The sequence below is a fragment of the Gordonia sp. NPDC003585 genome, assembly GCF_040610755.1.
Classification (GTDB): Bacteria; Actinomycetota; Actinomycetes; order Mycobacteriales; family Mycobacteriaceae; genus Gordonia.
Genome location: NZ_JBEXMX010000103.1, coordinates 1 through 15,681 on the forward strand (window position 1 = coordinate 1; position 15,681 = coordinate 15,681).

16 protein-coding genes are annotated in these 15,681 nt (G+C 64.4%); 4 read left to right on the forward strand and 12 right to left on the reverse strand.

Annotation, left to right across the window (positions count from 1 at the left end; translation table 11 throughout):
* On the reverse strand, nucleotides 1-502 hold a 502-nt coding region (locus tag ABZW74_RS21520; RefSeq protein WP_355279240.1), incomplete at its 3' end, for an enolase C-terminal domain-like protein.
* A gap of 136 nt (nucleotides 503-638) precedes the next feature.
* Here ABZW74_RS21520 and ABZW74_RS21525 point away from each other — a divergent pair.
* Nucleotides 639-1,577: an oxygenase MpaB family protein gene (locus tag ABZW74_RS21525; protein WP_240862491.1), complete on the forward strand. Its 939-nt coding sequence runs from the start codon at nucleotides 639-641 to the stop codon at nucleotides 1,575-1,577.
* Nucleotides 1,578-1,583: 6 nt separating this feature from the next.
* On the opposite strand, the gene ABZW74_RS21530 is transcribed toward ABZW74_RS21525, so the two are convergent.
* From ABZW74_RS21530 to ABZW74_RS21545, 4 genes are all read right to left on the reverse strand, one after another.
* Nucleotides 1,584-2,333, reverse strand: a complete 750-nt coding sequence (locus ABZW74_RS21530) for an alpha/beta hydrolase (RefSeq protein ID WP_240862494.1) — start codon at nucleotides 2,331-2,333, stop codon at nucleotides 1,584-1,586.
* Nucleotides 2,334-2,394: 61 nt separating this feature from the next.
* A complete protein-coding gene (locus tag ABZW74_RS21535) occupies nucleotides 2,395-3,336 on the reverse strand; it encodes an alpha/beta hydrolase family protein (protein WP_240862532.1) in 942 nt (313 codons plus the stop codon).
* Nucleotides 3,337-3,496: 160 nt separating this feature from the next.
* A complete protein-coding gene (locus tag ABZW74_RS21540) occupies nucleotides 3,497-4,225 on the reverse strand; it encodes an SHOCT domain-containing protein (RefSeq protein ID WP_355279218.1) in 729 nt (242 codons plus the stop codon).
* A gap of 1,008 nt (nucleotides 4,226-5,233) precedes the next feature.
* Nucleotides 5,234-6,067 (reverse strand): SHOCT domain-containing protein, encoded by an 834-nt coding sequence (locus ABZW74_RS21545; RefSeq protein WP_355279221.1) that lies wholly within the window; start codon nucleotides 6,065-6,067, stop codon nucleotides 5,234-5,236.
* A 133-nt stretch (nucleotides 6,068-6,200) separates the two neighbouring features.
* Between ABZW74_RS21545 and ABZW74_RS21550 the strand changes: the two genes are divergently transcribed.
* The gene (locus ABZW74_RS21550; protein ID WP_355279224.1) at nucleotides 6,201-7,073 is read left to right on the forward strand and encodes a CDP-diacylglycerol diphosphatase; all 873 of its coding nucleotides are present in this window, start codon (nucleotides 6,201-6,203) and stop codon (nucleotides 7,071-7,073) included.
* A 55-nt stretch (nucleotides 7,074-7,128) separates the two neighbouring features.
* On the opposite strand, the gene ABZW74_RS21555 is transcribed toward ABZW74_RS21550, so the two are convergent.
* Nucleotides 7,129-7,815, reverse strand: coding sequence for a DUF6861 domain-containing protein (locus ABZW74_RS21555; RefSeq protein WP_355279227.1), 687 nt, complete (start codon nucleotides 7,813-7,815; stop codon nucleotides 7,129-7,131).
* Nucleotides 7,816-7,985: 170 nt separating this feature from the next.
* Here ABZW74_RS21555 and ABZW74_RS21560 point away from each other — a divergent pair, with 170 nt between their 5' ends.
* Nucleotides 7,986-8,345, forward strand: a complete 360-nt coding sequence (locus ABZW74_RS21560) for a hypothetical protein (RefSeq protein ID WP_355279230.1) — start codon at nucleotides 7,986-7,988, stop codon at nucleotides 8,343-8,345.
* On the forward strand, nucleotides 8,345-8,908 hold the full coding sequence (locus ABZW74_RS21565; protein ID WP_240862506.1) for an AAA family ATPase: 564 nt from the start codon (nucleotides 8,345-8,347) through the stop codon (nucleotides 8,906-8,908). Before ABZW74_RS21560 ends, ABZW74_RS21565 begins: the two co-directional genes overlap by 1 nt.
* Before the next feature lie 142 nt (nucleotides 8,909-9,050).
* On the opposite strand, the gene tuf is transcribed toward ABZW74_RS21565, so the two are convergent.
* The 6 genes from tuf to ABZW74_RS21595 all read right to left on the reverse strand — a co-directional run.
* Nucleotides 9,051-10,241, reverse strand: coding sequence for an elongation factor Tu (gene tuf / locus ABZW74_RS21570; RefSeq protein WP_240862509.1), 1,191 nt, complete (start codon nucleotides 10,239-10,241; stop codon nucleotides 9,051-9,053).
* A 118-nt stretch (nucleotides 10,242-10,359) separates the two neighbouring features.
* Entirely contained in the window at nucleotides 10,360-12,465 is a 2,106-nt protein-coding gene (fusA, locus tag ABZW74_RS21575) for an elongation factor G (protein ID WP_240862511.1), read from the reverse strand.
* Nucleotides 12,466-12,546: 81 nt separating this feature from the next.
* Nucleotides 12,547-13,017: a 30S ribosomal protein S7 gene (rpsG, locus tag ABZW74_RS21580; protein ID WP_006335166.1), complete on the reverse strand. Its 471-nt coding sequence runs from the start codon at nucleotides 13,015-13,017 to the stop codon at nucleotides 12,547-12,549.
* Between the two features lie 6 nt (nucleotides 13,018-13,023).
* Nucleotides 13,024-13,395 carry a 30S ribosomal protein S12 gene (gene rpsL, locus ABZW74_RS21585; protein ID WP_240862513.1) on the reverse strand — a complete coding sequence of 124 codons (372 nt, stop codon included), beginning with the start codon at nucleotides 13,393-13,395 and terminating at the stop codon, nucleotides 13,024-13,026.
* A gap of 799 nt (nucleotides 13,396-14,194) precedes the next feature.
* Nucleotides 14,195-14,437, reverse strand: coding sequence for a ribbon-helix-helix protein, CopG family (locus ABZW74_RS21590; protein WP_240862516.1), 243 nt, complete (start codon nucleotides 14,435-14,437; stop codon nucleotides 14,195-14,197).
* Between the two features lie 39 nt (nucleotides 14,438-14,476).
* On the reverse strand, nucleotides 14,477-15,681 hold a 1,205-nt coding region (locus ABZW74_RS21595; RefSeq protein ID WP_355279236.1), incomplete at its 5' end, for a pyruvate kinase.

Genomic DNA, 15,681 nt, shown 5'->3' on the forward strand with positions numbered 1-15,681 from the left:
GGATCGACTCGTCGGCCGCAATCGGCACGTCGACGGCGCGGCGCACCTGCGCGAGTTCTTCGACCGTCGCGCACGGCTGTTCGACGTACTCGACGGGCCCGATCGCACCGATCGCCGTAATCGCCTGTTCGACAGCCCATTTGCCGTTGGCGTCGACACGCACCCGGTCGACGACCTCCCGCGCCGCCTCGACGCGTTCGACGTCGTCGGCCAGCGTCTGACCAGGTTCGGCGACCTTGACCTTCGCGGTCCGCGCGCCGGGGTATCGGGCCAAGATGCCCGCCACCTGATCGGCCGGAACCGCGGGCACCGTGGCGTTCACCGGAACGCTCGCACGGACGGCCGGCGGCGGCCCGAGATAGGCAGCCTCGATGCCCGATTTCAGCCACGACGACGCCTCGGCATCGTCGTACTCGACGAAGGCGCCGAACTCTCCCCAGCCGGCCGGGCCGGCGAAGATCATGACCTCCCGCTCGATCAGGCCACGAAAACGTGTGCGCATGGGTACGCGAACGACGACCGCCGAGTCGAGCAGTTCTGCCGCCGTCGGCACGGAAAACCTGTCTGACTGCACCCATCCTCCGCTCACCATTGAGACAAATCTTTGCGTTCGTCCCAAGATGCGATAACCTCGCGATATGTCAGTGAACCAGGGATTCGAGGTCGGTATCCGCGAGGCCGAGCCGGTCATCGTCGACGACACCCCGGACAGTGCCGCCGAGATCGTGATGCCTCGGCTCGGCGCCGACTCCCTGATCTGGAAGTTCTACGGCGATTCCCGTGGCGTGCTGGGCTTTCAGCGACTGGCCGGAACCGAGAACTGTATCGAGCAACTCGGCCAGGCGGTGCTCGACCACTCGGTGATCTTCGACGATTTCCTCGGGCGCGCCAAGCGCACCGGCCCCCCGGTCATGAAGACCGTCTACAGCACCGAACCGCAGAAGTGGGGTCGCACGGTCCGCGACTTCCACCGCGACATCAAGGGCACCATCAGCGACGGCTCGCGCTACCACGCACTCAATCCCGAGCTGTTCTACTGGGCGCACGCCACCTTTGTCGACCAGGTCCTCTACATCACCGACACCTTCATCCGACGCCTCAGTCGCGCCGAGAAGGAACAGATCTTCGAAGAGAGCAAGGTCTGGTACGAGCTGTACGGAGTGAGCCCGCGCAGCCAGCCGCAGACCTACGACGAGTTCGTCGCATACTGGGACGACATGCTCGACCGCTTCGTCCCCCACAAGACGATCGTGTACGCGACCGGCTACATCCGTCAGGGCCTCCCCCGACCCAAGCGCGTGCCGGCCCCGGTCTGGCGCGTCGCGTCGGCACCGCTGAACGCCTTCATCCGGACCGTCATCGTGGGCACCCTTCCGCAGCAGATGCGTGACGTCTGCGACCTGGAATGGAACGAGAAGCGGGAGAAGAACTTCCAGCGCTTCGCCGCATTCATGAGGGCGATGAACCCGCTGTTCAACCGGTTGCCGCTCAAAGCACTCTACGTTCCATGGGCCTACGAGGCGTGGAAGACGGTCGGCGTCGACCCGCGGCCGTTGCACAACAAGCCGGCGGCCTGACCACCGTCATCGATCGTCGAGGAAACCCACTGCGGCGTCGATGAATTCGCGACTCTTGTCGCGGTGCACGCTGTGGCCGGTGTCGATCCGCACAAACCGGCCATCGGGTAGCGCCTCGGCGAGCGTCGCCAGATGGCGTGGCGGCAGAAAGCTTTGCGGGCCACCGGAGATCACCAGCGTCGGCGCCGTCACGCGCTCCAGTTTCGCCCACCACTGCGGCGCGCTCACCTCGAATTCGGAAGCCACCGTCTCGGCCATCCGCCGATCGAATCGCAGTACCGGGTAGGGATTTTGGACAAGGGAGACGAGCCCGCGCACGTGTTCGCCGAATCTGGCACTGACGGTGATCTGTTCGTCGACGTCGGCCTGGTCACGGGGCATCGGCGGCACCTCCTCGAGCACCAGCCGGCTGACCCGTTCCGGCCGGGTCATCGCCAGCCTGAGCAGCGAGTGCGCACCCAGGGAGTGCCCGACGGCGTCGACCGTGTCGAGGCCCAACTCGTCGAGGACGAAGTCGAGGTCGTCACGCAGGTCGTCGAGCCGGTACGGGCGATCTCCCCGACCGCTTCGGCCGTGACCGCGCAGATCGACGCTGATCACCGGGCGGCTCACGGCGCGCAGTCGCCGTGCGGTTGACCGCCAGGTGGAATGGTCGCCCGCCATGCCGTGGACGAGGAGTACCGCACGTCGGGAGTCGAGATCGCCGGACACGCGGACCGCGAGGTCTGGGCCCGTGGTTCTCGTCAGTATCCGCACACCGAACACCCCTTCGTCGCTCGCGCTGCTCGCAGCGCCAGCCTACGGCGTCAGTTCAGGGTCACCGATCGCGGAACCACTTCTGGTTCTTGGCCCGCCAGACCATGTCTTGCCAGTAGTCCCACTGGTGGGTGCCGACGTTCGGGAAGTCGGTGGAGATGCGGATGCCCTGCAGGTTTGCCGCGACCTCGAAAGCACGGGTTTGGGCGAGGGAGATCATTTCGAGCGGGGTACCCTTCACCGACGCCACCGCATCGGTGTTGTGGGAACCCCAGGTCGCCGAGCCGGACGCCACGCGGATCTTCATGCCACGCATCCTCGGGAGTTGCACCAGCGCGTCGTTGTTGGTCCACCGCTTGTTCCACGGCGGACCCCACATCGCATCGGCACTGAACGGCCCCATCCCGCTCTCCATACCCGCGTCGATGAGCGCGAGCCGCACGGCCTCGCGCATCGTCGGCGCGGAGAGGTTGAGATAGCCGGACATGGAGAAGATGTGCGAGATGCGCTTGCGGTGATAGGCACCGTAGATCGCTGCGGCGTTGCCGCCCATGGAGATTCCCATGATGGCGTATTTCCCCAGCGGGCCGACGGCGAGTCCGCGGGCGTCGAGCTCACGGATGATCGTGTTGAGTCGGCACGTCCAGCGATACCGGTACTTGATCTTGTTGCCCGGGCTGGCGGTCTGCCAGTCGGTGTAGAAGCTGGCCAGCCCGCCGACCGGCTCGATGACGTTGACGCCGGAGTCGGCGAGCCGCTGGATCTTGGTCTCGTGCCGCCAGCCGCTCATGTCCTTGGTGGCGCGGAGTCCGTCGAGCGCGATGACGGTCTTGTAATTGCCCCACTTGGTCCACATGTCGACCGGTGAACTCGGCATCCCGCATCCGCTGACGTAGAACCGGCCGAACGAGGCGGCGTCGGCGTTGCCGACTTGAGGCGCACCGATTCCGATGACCGCGAGCACGACGATGAGCGAGACAATGATTCGACGCCGACGGCGCATGACGCGCGGGCGACCAGTGGTGAACTGCACTGCCGAACAGTAAAACGCCGTCGACCAGCGACGCTACGGCTGTGACCACAGGGCGCCGACATCGAAACCGACGTGTTACCAATGAGGTGATTGTTGCGTGTGTTACTAGAGTTACTTGTGGGCTCGCAGCTCAGAGAGAGCCGAGAATGCGATGACGCGTTTGTGAGTACTCGTCGTCACTGATCAGGCCACGCTGCCGGAGCCCCTCGAGTTCGGTCAGTCGCTCTTCGACGCTGCGATCGTCGTCGTCGCCGGCATCACGACCACCGCCGGCCCGATACCCCCGGACGACCTCCATGACTTCGGCGCGCGCCTGCGGATTGGACCGCAGGTCGATCGATCCCGACACCGGAATCCGGTAGCGATGCAGGACCTGCAGGATCGCGAGCAGCGGCTCGGCCTGCCCCGTGATGTCGTAGGTGCGACCGTCCTCGGCCGAGGTGAACCGCGCCGGGACCGATCCGGCCAGCAAAGATGTTCCCTGCCAGTCGATCTCGAACTCTCGCGTGGCCGCGTCGACCACCACGACGAGTCGGCGCTGATGCAGCAGGGCCTGCTGGAAGAGCGGTACCACCGTCCGCTTCTCGGCGTCGAACGCAGCGATGCCGTCGCCCTGAACACGCACACCGAGCACCATCATCGGCTGATGGTTGACCTGCATGCCCTTCTGCGTCATCGACATGATCTCGGCCATGGCGACGCAGCTCGTCGGGCGCATCGCCAGGTGCTGTGCGGCCGTACCGCCGGATTGCTGGACGGCCTGGGTCAACGACGACGCGATGTCGGACAGCCCGCCGGAGAACATCCCCGCCAGACCCGATCGCCGGGGATTGGGCCCCGAGTCACCGAACAATCCCATGGGCGCATTCTAAACTGACTTGCCCCGGTGAGCTGGGCATTTCCCACCCGCCGCCAACCCGCCGAGCGTGTTGGGGAACCCCGGGGAAGTTCTTCCCCTGATTCTGCGGGGCGGCGCTGAATCGTTTCCCCGAGTAGGCAGGGTCGCCTACCGAACTCTGCGGATCAGCGTCCCACCGTCGGCCTTGCCGACGATCATGGAGGCGGGACGAGCGCGGTCGTGGCTGTGACTGAGATCGGGGGAAGAAACTCTTTCCCTAAGTTTTGTGACGACGGAGCAGACGCATTTCCCCAGTTCAAGAGGCCGACAACAGTACTCTTCGGATCAGCGACCCACCCGCCGCCTGCGGCGGCGATCGTGGAGGCAGGAAGAGGGCCGTGGAGCGCGGCGCGGCGACGACGATCCACAAATAGTAGGGGAAGAAACTCGTCCCCTACCCCTGGAGTCCTCCCCGCGAATCTTCTCGCGGACGACTCAACAAGCAGGGGCAGAAAGTAGGGGAAGAACCTTCCCCTACTTTCAGTGGCCCGGTGGTGAGCCGCGAAACCCGCGGTGCAACAGCGGGTGTCAGCCACGCTGTGGTCGCCGGCGACTCATCGCCGAACGTGTACTGATAGCCGAGGCGATGACTGAGATCGGGCCTGTGAGGGTGGTCCTCCGGGAATATCTCGGAACTGGGCCCTGAGGGGCCCGATCTCAGTCACGCGCCGAGGCGGCGCCGTGATCATGTCGATTGTGCGGGCCGGCTGGGCACGCATCTGCCCAGGTCCCGCGATCTCTCAGGTCGACGCCGGACGCGGCCGGAACGAAGCCCAGACCGCGCCTCCCAGCCAGGTCGCCGTGGTACTCCGCTCGAACTCTGGCCACACCCTGTGTCGAATCAGGTCAACCGGATGCTGCAGCACACAGATCCTCCAACACAACACAGGGTGTCCCTCGCACCTCCCGATCAAACGACGACAGGGTCGCATTTCCCAGTTCAGGAGGCCGAGGGCAGTACTCTTCGGATCAGATCGACCCGAGGATTCGACCGCGCGCCTCGGCGTACTCGGCGTCGGTGATCGCCCCGCGGACCTTGAGATCCTCGAGGTCGGCGAGCCGCTCCCCGATCGACCGTTCGCGGGGCAACTTCTTCTCGTCACCACCGCCCATGTACGACTGCACGACGCTCATCACCTCGTCGCGCGCCGCGGGATTGGACCGCAGGTCGATGGAACCTGCCGTCGAAATGCCATGCTGCTGAAGGATTGCCAGGATCTTGCTCAGCGGCTCGAATTGTCCGGTGATGTCGTAGGTCCGACCATCTTCCGCCGAGGTGAACTGCGCCGGAACCGACCCGGACAGCAATGCTGTTCCCTGCCAATCGATCTCGAACTCGTTGGTGGCCGGATCGACCAGCACCGCGAGCCGACGGCCGTGCAGCAGCGCCTGCTGATACACCGGCACGACGGTGCGCTTCTCGACGTCGAAGGACACGATGTCGTCGCCGTGAATGTGCAAGCCCAGCTTCATGAGTGGTTGGTCGTTGATCTCGACGTTGGTCTGCTGGATGGACGTGATGTCGGCGATCGCGGCACGGCCGGTGGCCCGCAATCTGCTGGATCGCTGGTTCCCGCTCGACGACATCAAGCCCAGACCGATGCCGAGCGCGACGTCGAGGATCGTGATCCCGAGACCGGTCCAGAGCATCCACTCGATGCCGGGTTCGTCGATGAGGAAGTAGGCCACCAGAAAGATCGGACCGACGATGCCACACAGCATCACGAAACCGAAGGTGCTCAAGAACGTCCACACCGACCGCGGGGTACGTGGGCCCGAACCCGATTCGCCGAACATGGTCATGGCAGAACCATAGAACGTGGCAGATGAACAGGTTGGGTCAATATCGTCGTTCCGGCAGCGTATGGCCTTTTTCGGTGGCAAACTCTCGCGTCAGGTGAGCCACCCCCGGGGCTCCTCGGCGAGAAGGGCCGATATGTTGCACCACTTCCACTTCTCGGATCGGAGCGTCCGTAAGACGTTCGTGGCCATCGCCATCGGAGCCGTGGTCGGCGCCACCGCCGTGGGCGTCGGTTCGGCTCCCATGGCCTCGGCAGCACCGCCACCCGCAGGTTGCGGACACTACTCCGACGCCGTCGCGGGCAACCCGCCCAATACGCGCATCAAACTCTGGGAGCGCGTGAAGGACGCGAAGAAGAGCGCCACGCCCGACACTCGCGGAAACATCCGAGTGGTTCAACCAGAGAAGCAGAATCCGAAGCTGTACTCGATTCGTTCCGGTGGCGACCACCCCGGCTTCGGTGACGATTTCCTTCTCGTCCCCACCAACCGGATTCAGGGCATCGAGTGCTCGTACCTGTGGGATGGCTCGCAGTTGAACTTCTGGCGCTACGCCTGGAAAGAGGGCACCACCACGGTCTACAAGAATCCGAACAAGCCGTTGGCCATCGGAGTCAACTCCGCCGACGCCCGTGGCCAGGACCAGCTCCACCTCCACATGGCACAGGCCAATCCCGCTACGGTGACCGCGTTGAAGGCGATCAAGAAGCCGGAGACCAACCTGAACCGGTGGGCTGCCCCCACGTCGAATGTCGTACTTCCCGTCAACGACTACAAGAACAAGAAGCGCACGGACGCGGTGTTCCGGGTCGTCAAGTACACGGGTCAGATGCCGAATCTGGTCAAGGTGCTCCATACCCAGGTTCAAAGCGATATTCCGCACCAGTGCATTGCGGTGATCGCCTCCGGCGCTCCCAACACCTATTACCTGCTCAACAGCACCCCCGCCCTGAAGAGCGGCAACGACAGGGGCACCGGCCTCTGCGACTACGTGTACGGCTGGAACTAGCCAATAGCAAAGGTGCCCGGCCACTTTCGTGACCGGGCACCCGCGCAGACCATGACTACTTGACGGTGACCGAGCCTCGCAGCAGCGCCTGCTGCCAGTTTCCGATCGCCTTGTAGCCGGCGCCCTTGTTGCACGTCTGGTAGCCGACCTGCACACCGATGGACACGCCGTAGTACGCGCCGATCAGCGCACCGTAGATCGCACCGAAGATGAAGAACAGGGACCCCACCAAGGCTCCGATCAACGCCCCGATGAGCGAGCCGGTCGCGGCGTAGTGCGACGCGCACGGCCAATCGGCCTTGAGTTGCTTCCACATCTCGTCCCATGCCCGGTTGGCATTGAGCTTTCTCGGCTTGTTCTGTGGCGACTTCTTGTCATGACCCGATGGCTGGTTCGTCTGCGGCTGCGTGCGCTCGGCGACGGGAACCATCCGCACCGACCGCGAATCAGCGGACAGCGTCGGCGCAATCCGCACGACCTGATCCCCGAGATCGGCGAGCAGCGGAAGACGCTTGCGCTCAGCGCCCCGCGAATCCACCAGCAGCAGAGCGTCACCGGAGGCCGACTTCCGGAACATTCCCTCACTCAGGTTGACCAACACCGATTGCCCGTCGTCGGACACCGACACCGACGCCGGCCCTGTCGTCATGCTCATCTTCGGTGCGGGTGCCGCACCGGCGGTCCCCGTCGGCACTACCACTACGATCGCCACCGCCGCGGCGATCGCTCCGAGAACCGGCATCCACAACTTCACTCGACACTATCCTCACAGGAACTAGTAAGCCTTACCTAAGTAAGAGCTCACAAACCTTACTACGGAGTGAGTGCGCAACTGCCGGAAGAGATGCGCAGATCACACCGGATCGATGCCGCGTGCAATCAGCGGGCGTATCATTTCGATACACTCTCTCCATGACCGGTTCGTCTCGACCAACGCGAGTCGATGAAGATCTGTGGAATGCTGCGGTCGCCGACGCGCAGGTGCAGCATCGCAGCGCCGTCCAGCAGATCAATCGCTGGATCCGCATCGGCCGCGAACTGGAATCCTCGCCTGGCGTCAGTCAGCGTGATGTCCAGTGGGTATTGGCCGGCGACGGCTCCTACGACGACCTCTCCGAACGCGAACAGGCGATCGTTCGCGCCGAGTGGGACCAACGGATCACCGAGCGCCGAGAGGCGCTCGACTTCGAAGCGGAATTCACGGAGTCGGGAGAATCGTGGTCCGAATCGGATGACACAGGCGACGTCGTCATCCGGCCCACCCACGACTGATGCCCGTCCTGCACGTCCTCGCGGGACCCAATGGCTCCGGTAAGACCACCTACGTCGAGCGTGTCCTGCGACCCGTCACAGGACTGCCGTTCGTCAATGCCGACGTGATCGCGCATCAGCGGTGGCCGGGCGCTGAGCCGGAACATGCTTATGAGGCCTCACGGGCTGCGGCGGCACAGCGTGGCGAACTCCTCATTGCGCAAAAGTCTTTCATCACCGAGACCGTGTTCAGTCATCCCAGCAAGAACGACCTCGTTGACGACGCACTCCGACGCGGCTACCTCGTTCACCTGCACATGATCCTCGTGCCGGTCGATCTGACCGTGCAGCGTGTGGCCGAACGCGTGCGCCGGGGCGGACACGAAGTCCCTGAGCACAAGATCCGCGAACGCTACGACCGGTTATGGCCACTGGTCGCCCGTGCCCGCGACCGCGTCGACCGCGCAGAGTTTTTCGCCAACCATCTCGCCCGGACGCCGTACCTTTTGGTGGCGACCTATGGCCACGGCGTTCCAGTTGGATACCCGGCCTGGCCCACCTGGACTCCGTCGGACCTGACCTGACAAGCAAAGGCGCCCGGTCACTTTCGTGACCGGGCGCCTTGTCGACTCAGTGAGTCAGTGAATCACTTGACGATCCGCGACGCAGGCCCGCGCCTGAAGGACCACGCTCTCACGTGACCTCCTCGGGCGCGGGAAATCGTCGCTACTTGACGATCTTGGTGACTCGACCCGCACCGACGGTGCGGCCACCCTCGCGGATGGCGAAACGCAGGCCCTCGTCCATGGCGACCGGCTGGATGAGCTTGACGCTCATCTCGGTGTTGTCGCCCGGCATGACCATTTCGGTGCCCTCGGGGAGGGTCACGACGCCGGTCACGTCGGTGGTACGGAAGTAGAACTGCGGACGGTAGTTGTTGAAGAACGGGGTGTGACGGCCGCCCTCGTCCTTGGACAGGATGTAGGCCTGGCCCTCGAACTCGGTGTGCGGGGTCGTGGTGCCCGGCTTCACGATGACCTGACCGCGCTCGACGTCCTCACGCTTGAGGCCGCGGAGCAGCAGACCGGCGTTGTCGCCCGCCTGCGCCGAATCGAGGAGCTTGTGGAACATCTCGATACCGGTGACGGTGGTCTTGGTGGACTTCTCGCGGATGCCGACGATCTCGACTTCCTCGTTCACGTTGACCTCGCCGCGCTCCACACGACCGGTGACCACGGTGCCGCGGCCGGTGATGGTGAAGACGTCCTCGACGGGCATCAGGAACGGCTTGTCGGTCTCGCGGACCGGGTCCGGGATCGACTCGTCGACGGCAGCCATGAGCTCCTCGACCGACTTGGTCCACTCGGGGTCACCCTCGAGGGCCTTGAGCGCCGACACCTTGACGACGGGGGCTTCCTCGTCGAACTCCTGGGCGGCCAGCAGTTCGCGGACCTCCATCTCGACGAGCTCGATGATCTCTTCGTCGTCGACCATGTCGGCCTTGTTCAGGGCGACCAGGATGTAAGGCACGCCGACCTGGCGGGCCAGCAGCACGTGCTCACGGGTCTGCGGCATCGGACCGTCGGTGGCGGCGACCACGAGAATCGCGCCGTCCATCTGAGCCGCACCGGTGATCATGTTCTTGATGTAGTCGGCGTGACCGGGGGCGTCGACGTGTGCGTAGTGACGCTTCTCGGTCTCGTACTCGACGTGCGAGATGTTGATCGTGATACCACGAGCCTTCTCTTCAGGAGCCTTGTCGATCTGGTCGAACGCGAAGCTCTTGTTGAGGTCCGGGTACTTGTCGTGCAGCACCTTGGTGATGGCCGCGGTCAGGGTGGTCTTGCCGTGGTCGACGTGACCGATGGTGCCGATGTTCACGTGCGGCTTGGTCCGCTCGAACTTCGCCTTCGCCACTTGATTGTCCTCCTGGACTGTGTTGCTCTGCTGGGCGGATCCCAGCAGGGGTTTGTGTACTTACGTTGTTTGCGCCCGCTTGTTGTGTGGCCGGCGCATCCCGCTCTGGCTGGGCGACTTACTCGCCGGTTGCCTTTGCGATGATTTCCTTCGACACGTTCGACGGAACTTCCGCGTACGAGTCGAACACCATGGAGTAGTTAGCCCGGCCCTGGGTCTTCGACCGAAGGTCGCCGATGTAGCCGAACATCTCCGACAGCGGAACCTGTGCCTTGACGACACGTGCACCGCTGCGCTCCTCCATGGCCTGGATCTGGCCACGGCGGGAGTTCAGGTCGCCGATCACGTCACCCATGTAGTCCTCCGGAGTCGTGACCTCGACGGCCATGATCGGCTCCAGGATGACCGGGGACGCCATCTTCGCAGCCTCTTTCAGAGCCTGCGAGCCGGCGATCTTGAAGGCCATTTCCGAGGAGTCGACGTCGTGGTACTGACCGTCGAGCAGGGTGACCTTCAAGTTGACCAGCGGGTAACCGGCGAGCACACCGTACTGCATCGCGTCCTGCGCACCGGCATCCACGGATGGGATGTACTCGCGCGGAACGCGGCCACCGGTGACCGCATTGTCGAACTCGTAGGTCGCGCCGTCTTCGGCGTCGACCAGCGGCTCGAGCTTGATGATGACCTTCGCGAACTGGCCCGATCCACCCGTCTGCTTCTTGTGGGTGTACTCGTGCTTGTCGACCGTCTTGCGAATGGTCTCGCGGTAGGCCACCTGCGGCTTGCCGACGTTGGCCTCGACCTTGAACTCGCGACGCATACGGTCGACGAGGATGTCGAGGTGGAGCTCGCCCATACCGCCGATGACGGTCTGGCCGGTCTCGTCGTCGAGCTGCACCGAGAAGGTGGGATCCTCTTCGGCGAGCTTCTGGATGGCGGTGCCGAGCTTCTCCTGGTCGGACTTGGTCTTCGGCTCGATCGAGACGTTGATGACCGGGTCCGGGAAGCTCATCGACTCCAGCACGATGGGTGCCGCGGCGTCGCACAGGGTGTCACCGGTGGTGGTGTCCTTGAGGCCGATCATCGCGTAGATGTGGCCCGCAGTGGCATCCTCGACCGGGTTTTCCTTGTTGGCGTGCATCTGGAAGAGCTTGCCGACGCGCTCTTTCTTGCCCTTGGTGGCGTTGAGCACCTGGGTGCCGGCGTTGATCCGGCCCGAGTAGACGCGGACGAAGGTCAGCTTGCCGAAGAACGGGTGAGCCGCGATCTTGAACGCGAGCGCCGAGAACGGCTCGTCGGCCGACGGCTTGCGCGAGAGGATCTCCTCTTCGTTGCCGACGGCGTGACCCTCGACCGAGGGGACGTCGAGCGGCGACGGGAGGTAAGCGATGACGGCGTCGAGCATGGGCTGAATGCCCTTGTTCTTGAACGCCGAACCGCAGATCACCGGGTAGTACTCGCGAGCAATCGTGAGCTTGCGAACCGCGCCCTGGATCTCTTCCTTGGTGAGTTCCTCACCGCCGAAGTACTTCTCGAGCAGCGCCTCGTCGGTCTCGGCGACCGTCTCGAGCAGCTTCTCGCGGTACTCGGCTGCCTGATCGACGAGATCGGCGGGGATCTCCTCGTAGGTCGGCTCGGCACCGATCTCGACGGTGCCACGCCAGGTGATCGCCTTCTGCTCGATCAGGTCGACGACGCCGTCGAAGTTGTCCTCGGCGCCGATCGGCAGCTGCAGAACCAGCGGCTTGGCACCGAGACGCTCCTCGATGGTGCGCACGGTGAAGAAGAAGTCGGCACCGAGCTTGTCCATCTTGTTGACGAAGCAGATGCGCGGGACGTCGTACTTCTCGGCCTGCCGCCAGACCTGCTCGGACTGCGGCTCGACACCTTCCTTGCCGTCGAACACGGCAACGGCACCGTCGAGCACGCGCAGGCTGCGCTCCACCTCGACGGTGAAGTCGACGTGTCCCGGGGTGTCGATGATGTTGATCTGGTTCTTGTTCCAGAAACAGGTCACCGCGGCGGAGGTGATGGTGATCCCCCGCTCCTTCTCCTGCTCCATCCAGTCGGTGGTCGAAGCACCGTCGTGGGTTTCACCGATCTTGTAGTTCACACCGGTGTAGAAGAGGATCCGCTCGGTAGCGGTGGTCTTACCGGCATCGATGTGGGCCATGATGCCGATGTTGCGAACCTTGTTCAGGTCGCTGAGCACTTCCTGTGCCATCTCGTCCCTTCGGGAATATCTGTGGAAAAGGGCTGTCGGCTTCGCGTGAGGGCCATGGTGGCGATCACGCGAAGCGAACGGTCACCAGCGGTAGTGCGCGAACGCCCGGTTGGCCTCGGCCATCTTGTGGGTGTCCTCGCGGCGCTTCACCGAAGCACCGAGACCGTTGGAGGCGTCGAGCAGCTCGTTGGCCAGGCGCTCGACCATGGTCTTCTCCCGACGCTGACGGCTGAAGGTCACCAGCCAACGCAGCGCGAGGGTGTTCGCGCGGCCCGGCTTGACCTCGACCGGCACCTGGTAGGTGGCACCACCGACACGGCGGCTCTTCACCTCGAGGGTCGGCTTGACGTTGTCGAGTGCGCGCTTGAGGGTGACGACCGGATCGGTGCCGGTCTTGTCGCGGGCCTGCTCGAGGGCGCCGTAGACGATGCGCTCGGCGGTCGACTTCTTGCCGTCCAGCAGGATCTTGTTGACCAGCTGGGTGACCAGCGGCGAACCGTAGACGGGGTCGTTGATGAGGGGGCGCTTGGGTGCGGGTCCTTTACGTGGCATCGCTTATCAGTTCCCCTTCTTGGCGCCGTAGCGGCTGCGGGCCTGCTTGCGGTCCTTGACACCCTGGGTGTCGAGCGAGCCGCGGATGATCTTGTAACGCACACCGGGGAGGTCCTTCACACGACCGCCGCGGACGAGCACCATCGAGTGCTCCTGCAGGTTGTGGCCTTCGCCCGGAATGTAGGCGGTGACCTCGACCGCGCTGGTCAGACGCACACGGGCGACCTTGCGCAGTGCCGAGTTCGGCTTCTTCGGGGTGGTGGTGTAGACGCGGGTGCACACGCCGCGACGCTGCGGGCTTCCCTTGAGGGCTGCGGTCTTGGTCTTGGCAGCCTTGTCCTGGCGGCCCTTGCGGACCAGCTGATTGATGGTTGGCACTTAGGTGTTCTTTCCTCTGTTGTGTTGTCTCGTCGTGGTTGGTGCTCCGGGCAAGCGGCCAAGTCCGAGATGTCCCGGTTCGGCCGCTTCCACAACTCGCCCCACCAGCACGTTTGCGCTGGTCAGTACATTTATCGCTACCCCGGGGTCGGGCGTGTCAAACGCTCGACAGCGGATTCGCCTGTCAGTCACACGCTCCCCGATCGGAGGGCATGCGGACTGGCCCAGCATGTGCCGGGCACCGACGATCCACTCTACCGACCGAGTTTGTACAGGTCAAAATCCGGTTCCCGCACGTGGACGGGCACCGTCGTCGTGATGAACGAAGGGTGACATTCGTGGTGATCAACGTCAGTCGTTGGCGTGATTGTTCCATGAGACGACAAAGGTTGCCGTTTGACGCGCCAGGCACTCCAGTGGTGGCAAAAGAGCAGCGACTGTTCACGCGCGCGTCGATCGCTTGTTACCGTCGAGGCCGGCCGAGGAAGCAGCTCACGGGAACTCTGCGACGCGGCGACCACCAGCCGACGTCGTTGTCGATCGTGGAGGCGGGGAACAAGGCGGCGTCGTCCGGCAAGAAGCCGCACAGAAAATAGGGGAAGAAACTTCTTCCCCTACCCTTGGAGTCCTCCCCACGAAATTTCGCGGGGACGACTTGGAACTTAGGGGAAGAAGTTCTTCCCCTAAGTTTTTCGGGCACGACGCAAGCGTATTTGCCCAGGTCAGAGGCCCGGTCGTCGAACTCTTCGGATCGGGGTTCAGTCCCGCGGTGGCCGCCAAGAGAAGATGAGCCAGCCTCTCAGCGCCGCGCGCTGTCCATGACCTCGTCGTCGAGCAAGTCGCTGACAGCGTCGCTTGCGCGCCGGAGGTCGGCGACCGTGAAAGTGGTATCGGACGTGAAAGTGGTATCGGAGCGACCGGCTACCTGATCCTCGATCTGGCGTCGCAGAAACTCGTTGCGCGACAAGCCCAGCGCGTTAGCCTGCCGATCGATCTGGGCCACCGCGGCGTCCGACAGGCCCGTGATGAGAATGTCTGGCACAGCCCTCCTGAGGATCGACTGATATCAGGATATCGCCCGTCACCCGCGCGGATCCCACGCCGGCAGCCTTCCGAGCAGCGGGCGTTTCTTGTCGAGATGCCGGGTCATCCGCGAGAGGATGCGATTCAACGACTCGATCGCTTCGACGATGTGCGGACCCTTGTTGAGCATCACGCACTCGGCGCGATTGCCCGCGGCCGCGTCAGTGATCTCGGCCCGCGTCGGCAGGCCGGAGTCGGCGAGGTTGTCGAGAACCTCGGTCGCCCAGATGACCGGCACGTGCGCGGCCTCGCACAACCACAGAATCTCCTCCTGGACCTCGGCGAGCCGCTCGAAACCCGCTTCGACGGCGAGGTCACCACGCGCGATCATCACACCGACACGTCGGGTCCGCAGCAGCTGCAGCAGTATCGCGGGCAGCCGCTTGAAGCAGGCCATCGTCTCGATCTTGACCACCAGGCCGAGATCGGTCGCGCCGAGTTCGCCGAGCCGACGCTGCATGTCCGCGACATCCCCGGCGCTGCGCACGAACGACAGATTCACCAGGTCGGCGATCTCCACGACGGTGCGCAGCGCGGCGATGTCGTCGTCGGTCAGTGCGGCCGTGGGCAATTCGGTGTCGGGCAGGTTGATGCCCTTGGCCTCACGCAACTTGCTGCCGCCCGGTGCGGCTCGCACGACCTCGACGTCCACCTCGGGAACCTCTCCCGACGACACCGCAGCCACCACACCCTCGATCTTGCCGTCGTCGAAGTAGACCCGATCGCCCGGACGAACCGCCGAGAACACCTCGGGCAGGGTGCATCCGATGCGGTGGCGGCCATCGTCTGACGGGATCACCGGGGTGAGGTCGGCGGTCAGGGCGATGCTGTCGCCGGTGTGCACCCGCAGGGCCTGCGCGACCGCGGGCAGCGAGCCGATCTTCGCCGTCGACCTGTCGCTCGCCCGCAACCTCAGACCGGGCGTCAGGTACATGGTGCGGTCGGTGCCCAGCAGCACCCCGTTCGACGCGATCTCGAGGACCCGCAGATCCCGTCGACGACCGCGCGCATCGATGAGCCGCACCTCCTCTCCGATCGACCGACCTGCGAGCCATCGAGCGTCGCCGACGGGTGCCGCGTCGAGCACCTCCGACCGGATCGGCGCCTCGCCGGCCCAGAACCGTGCCGGGACGAGCACCTCACCGAGCAGATTGCGGGTTGGACGGACCTTGAGGACCTGCGGCCCGGGCGCGATCGGACCGG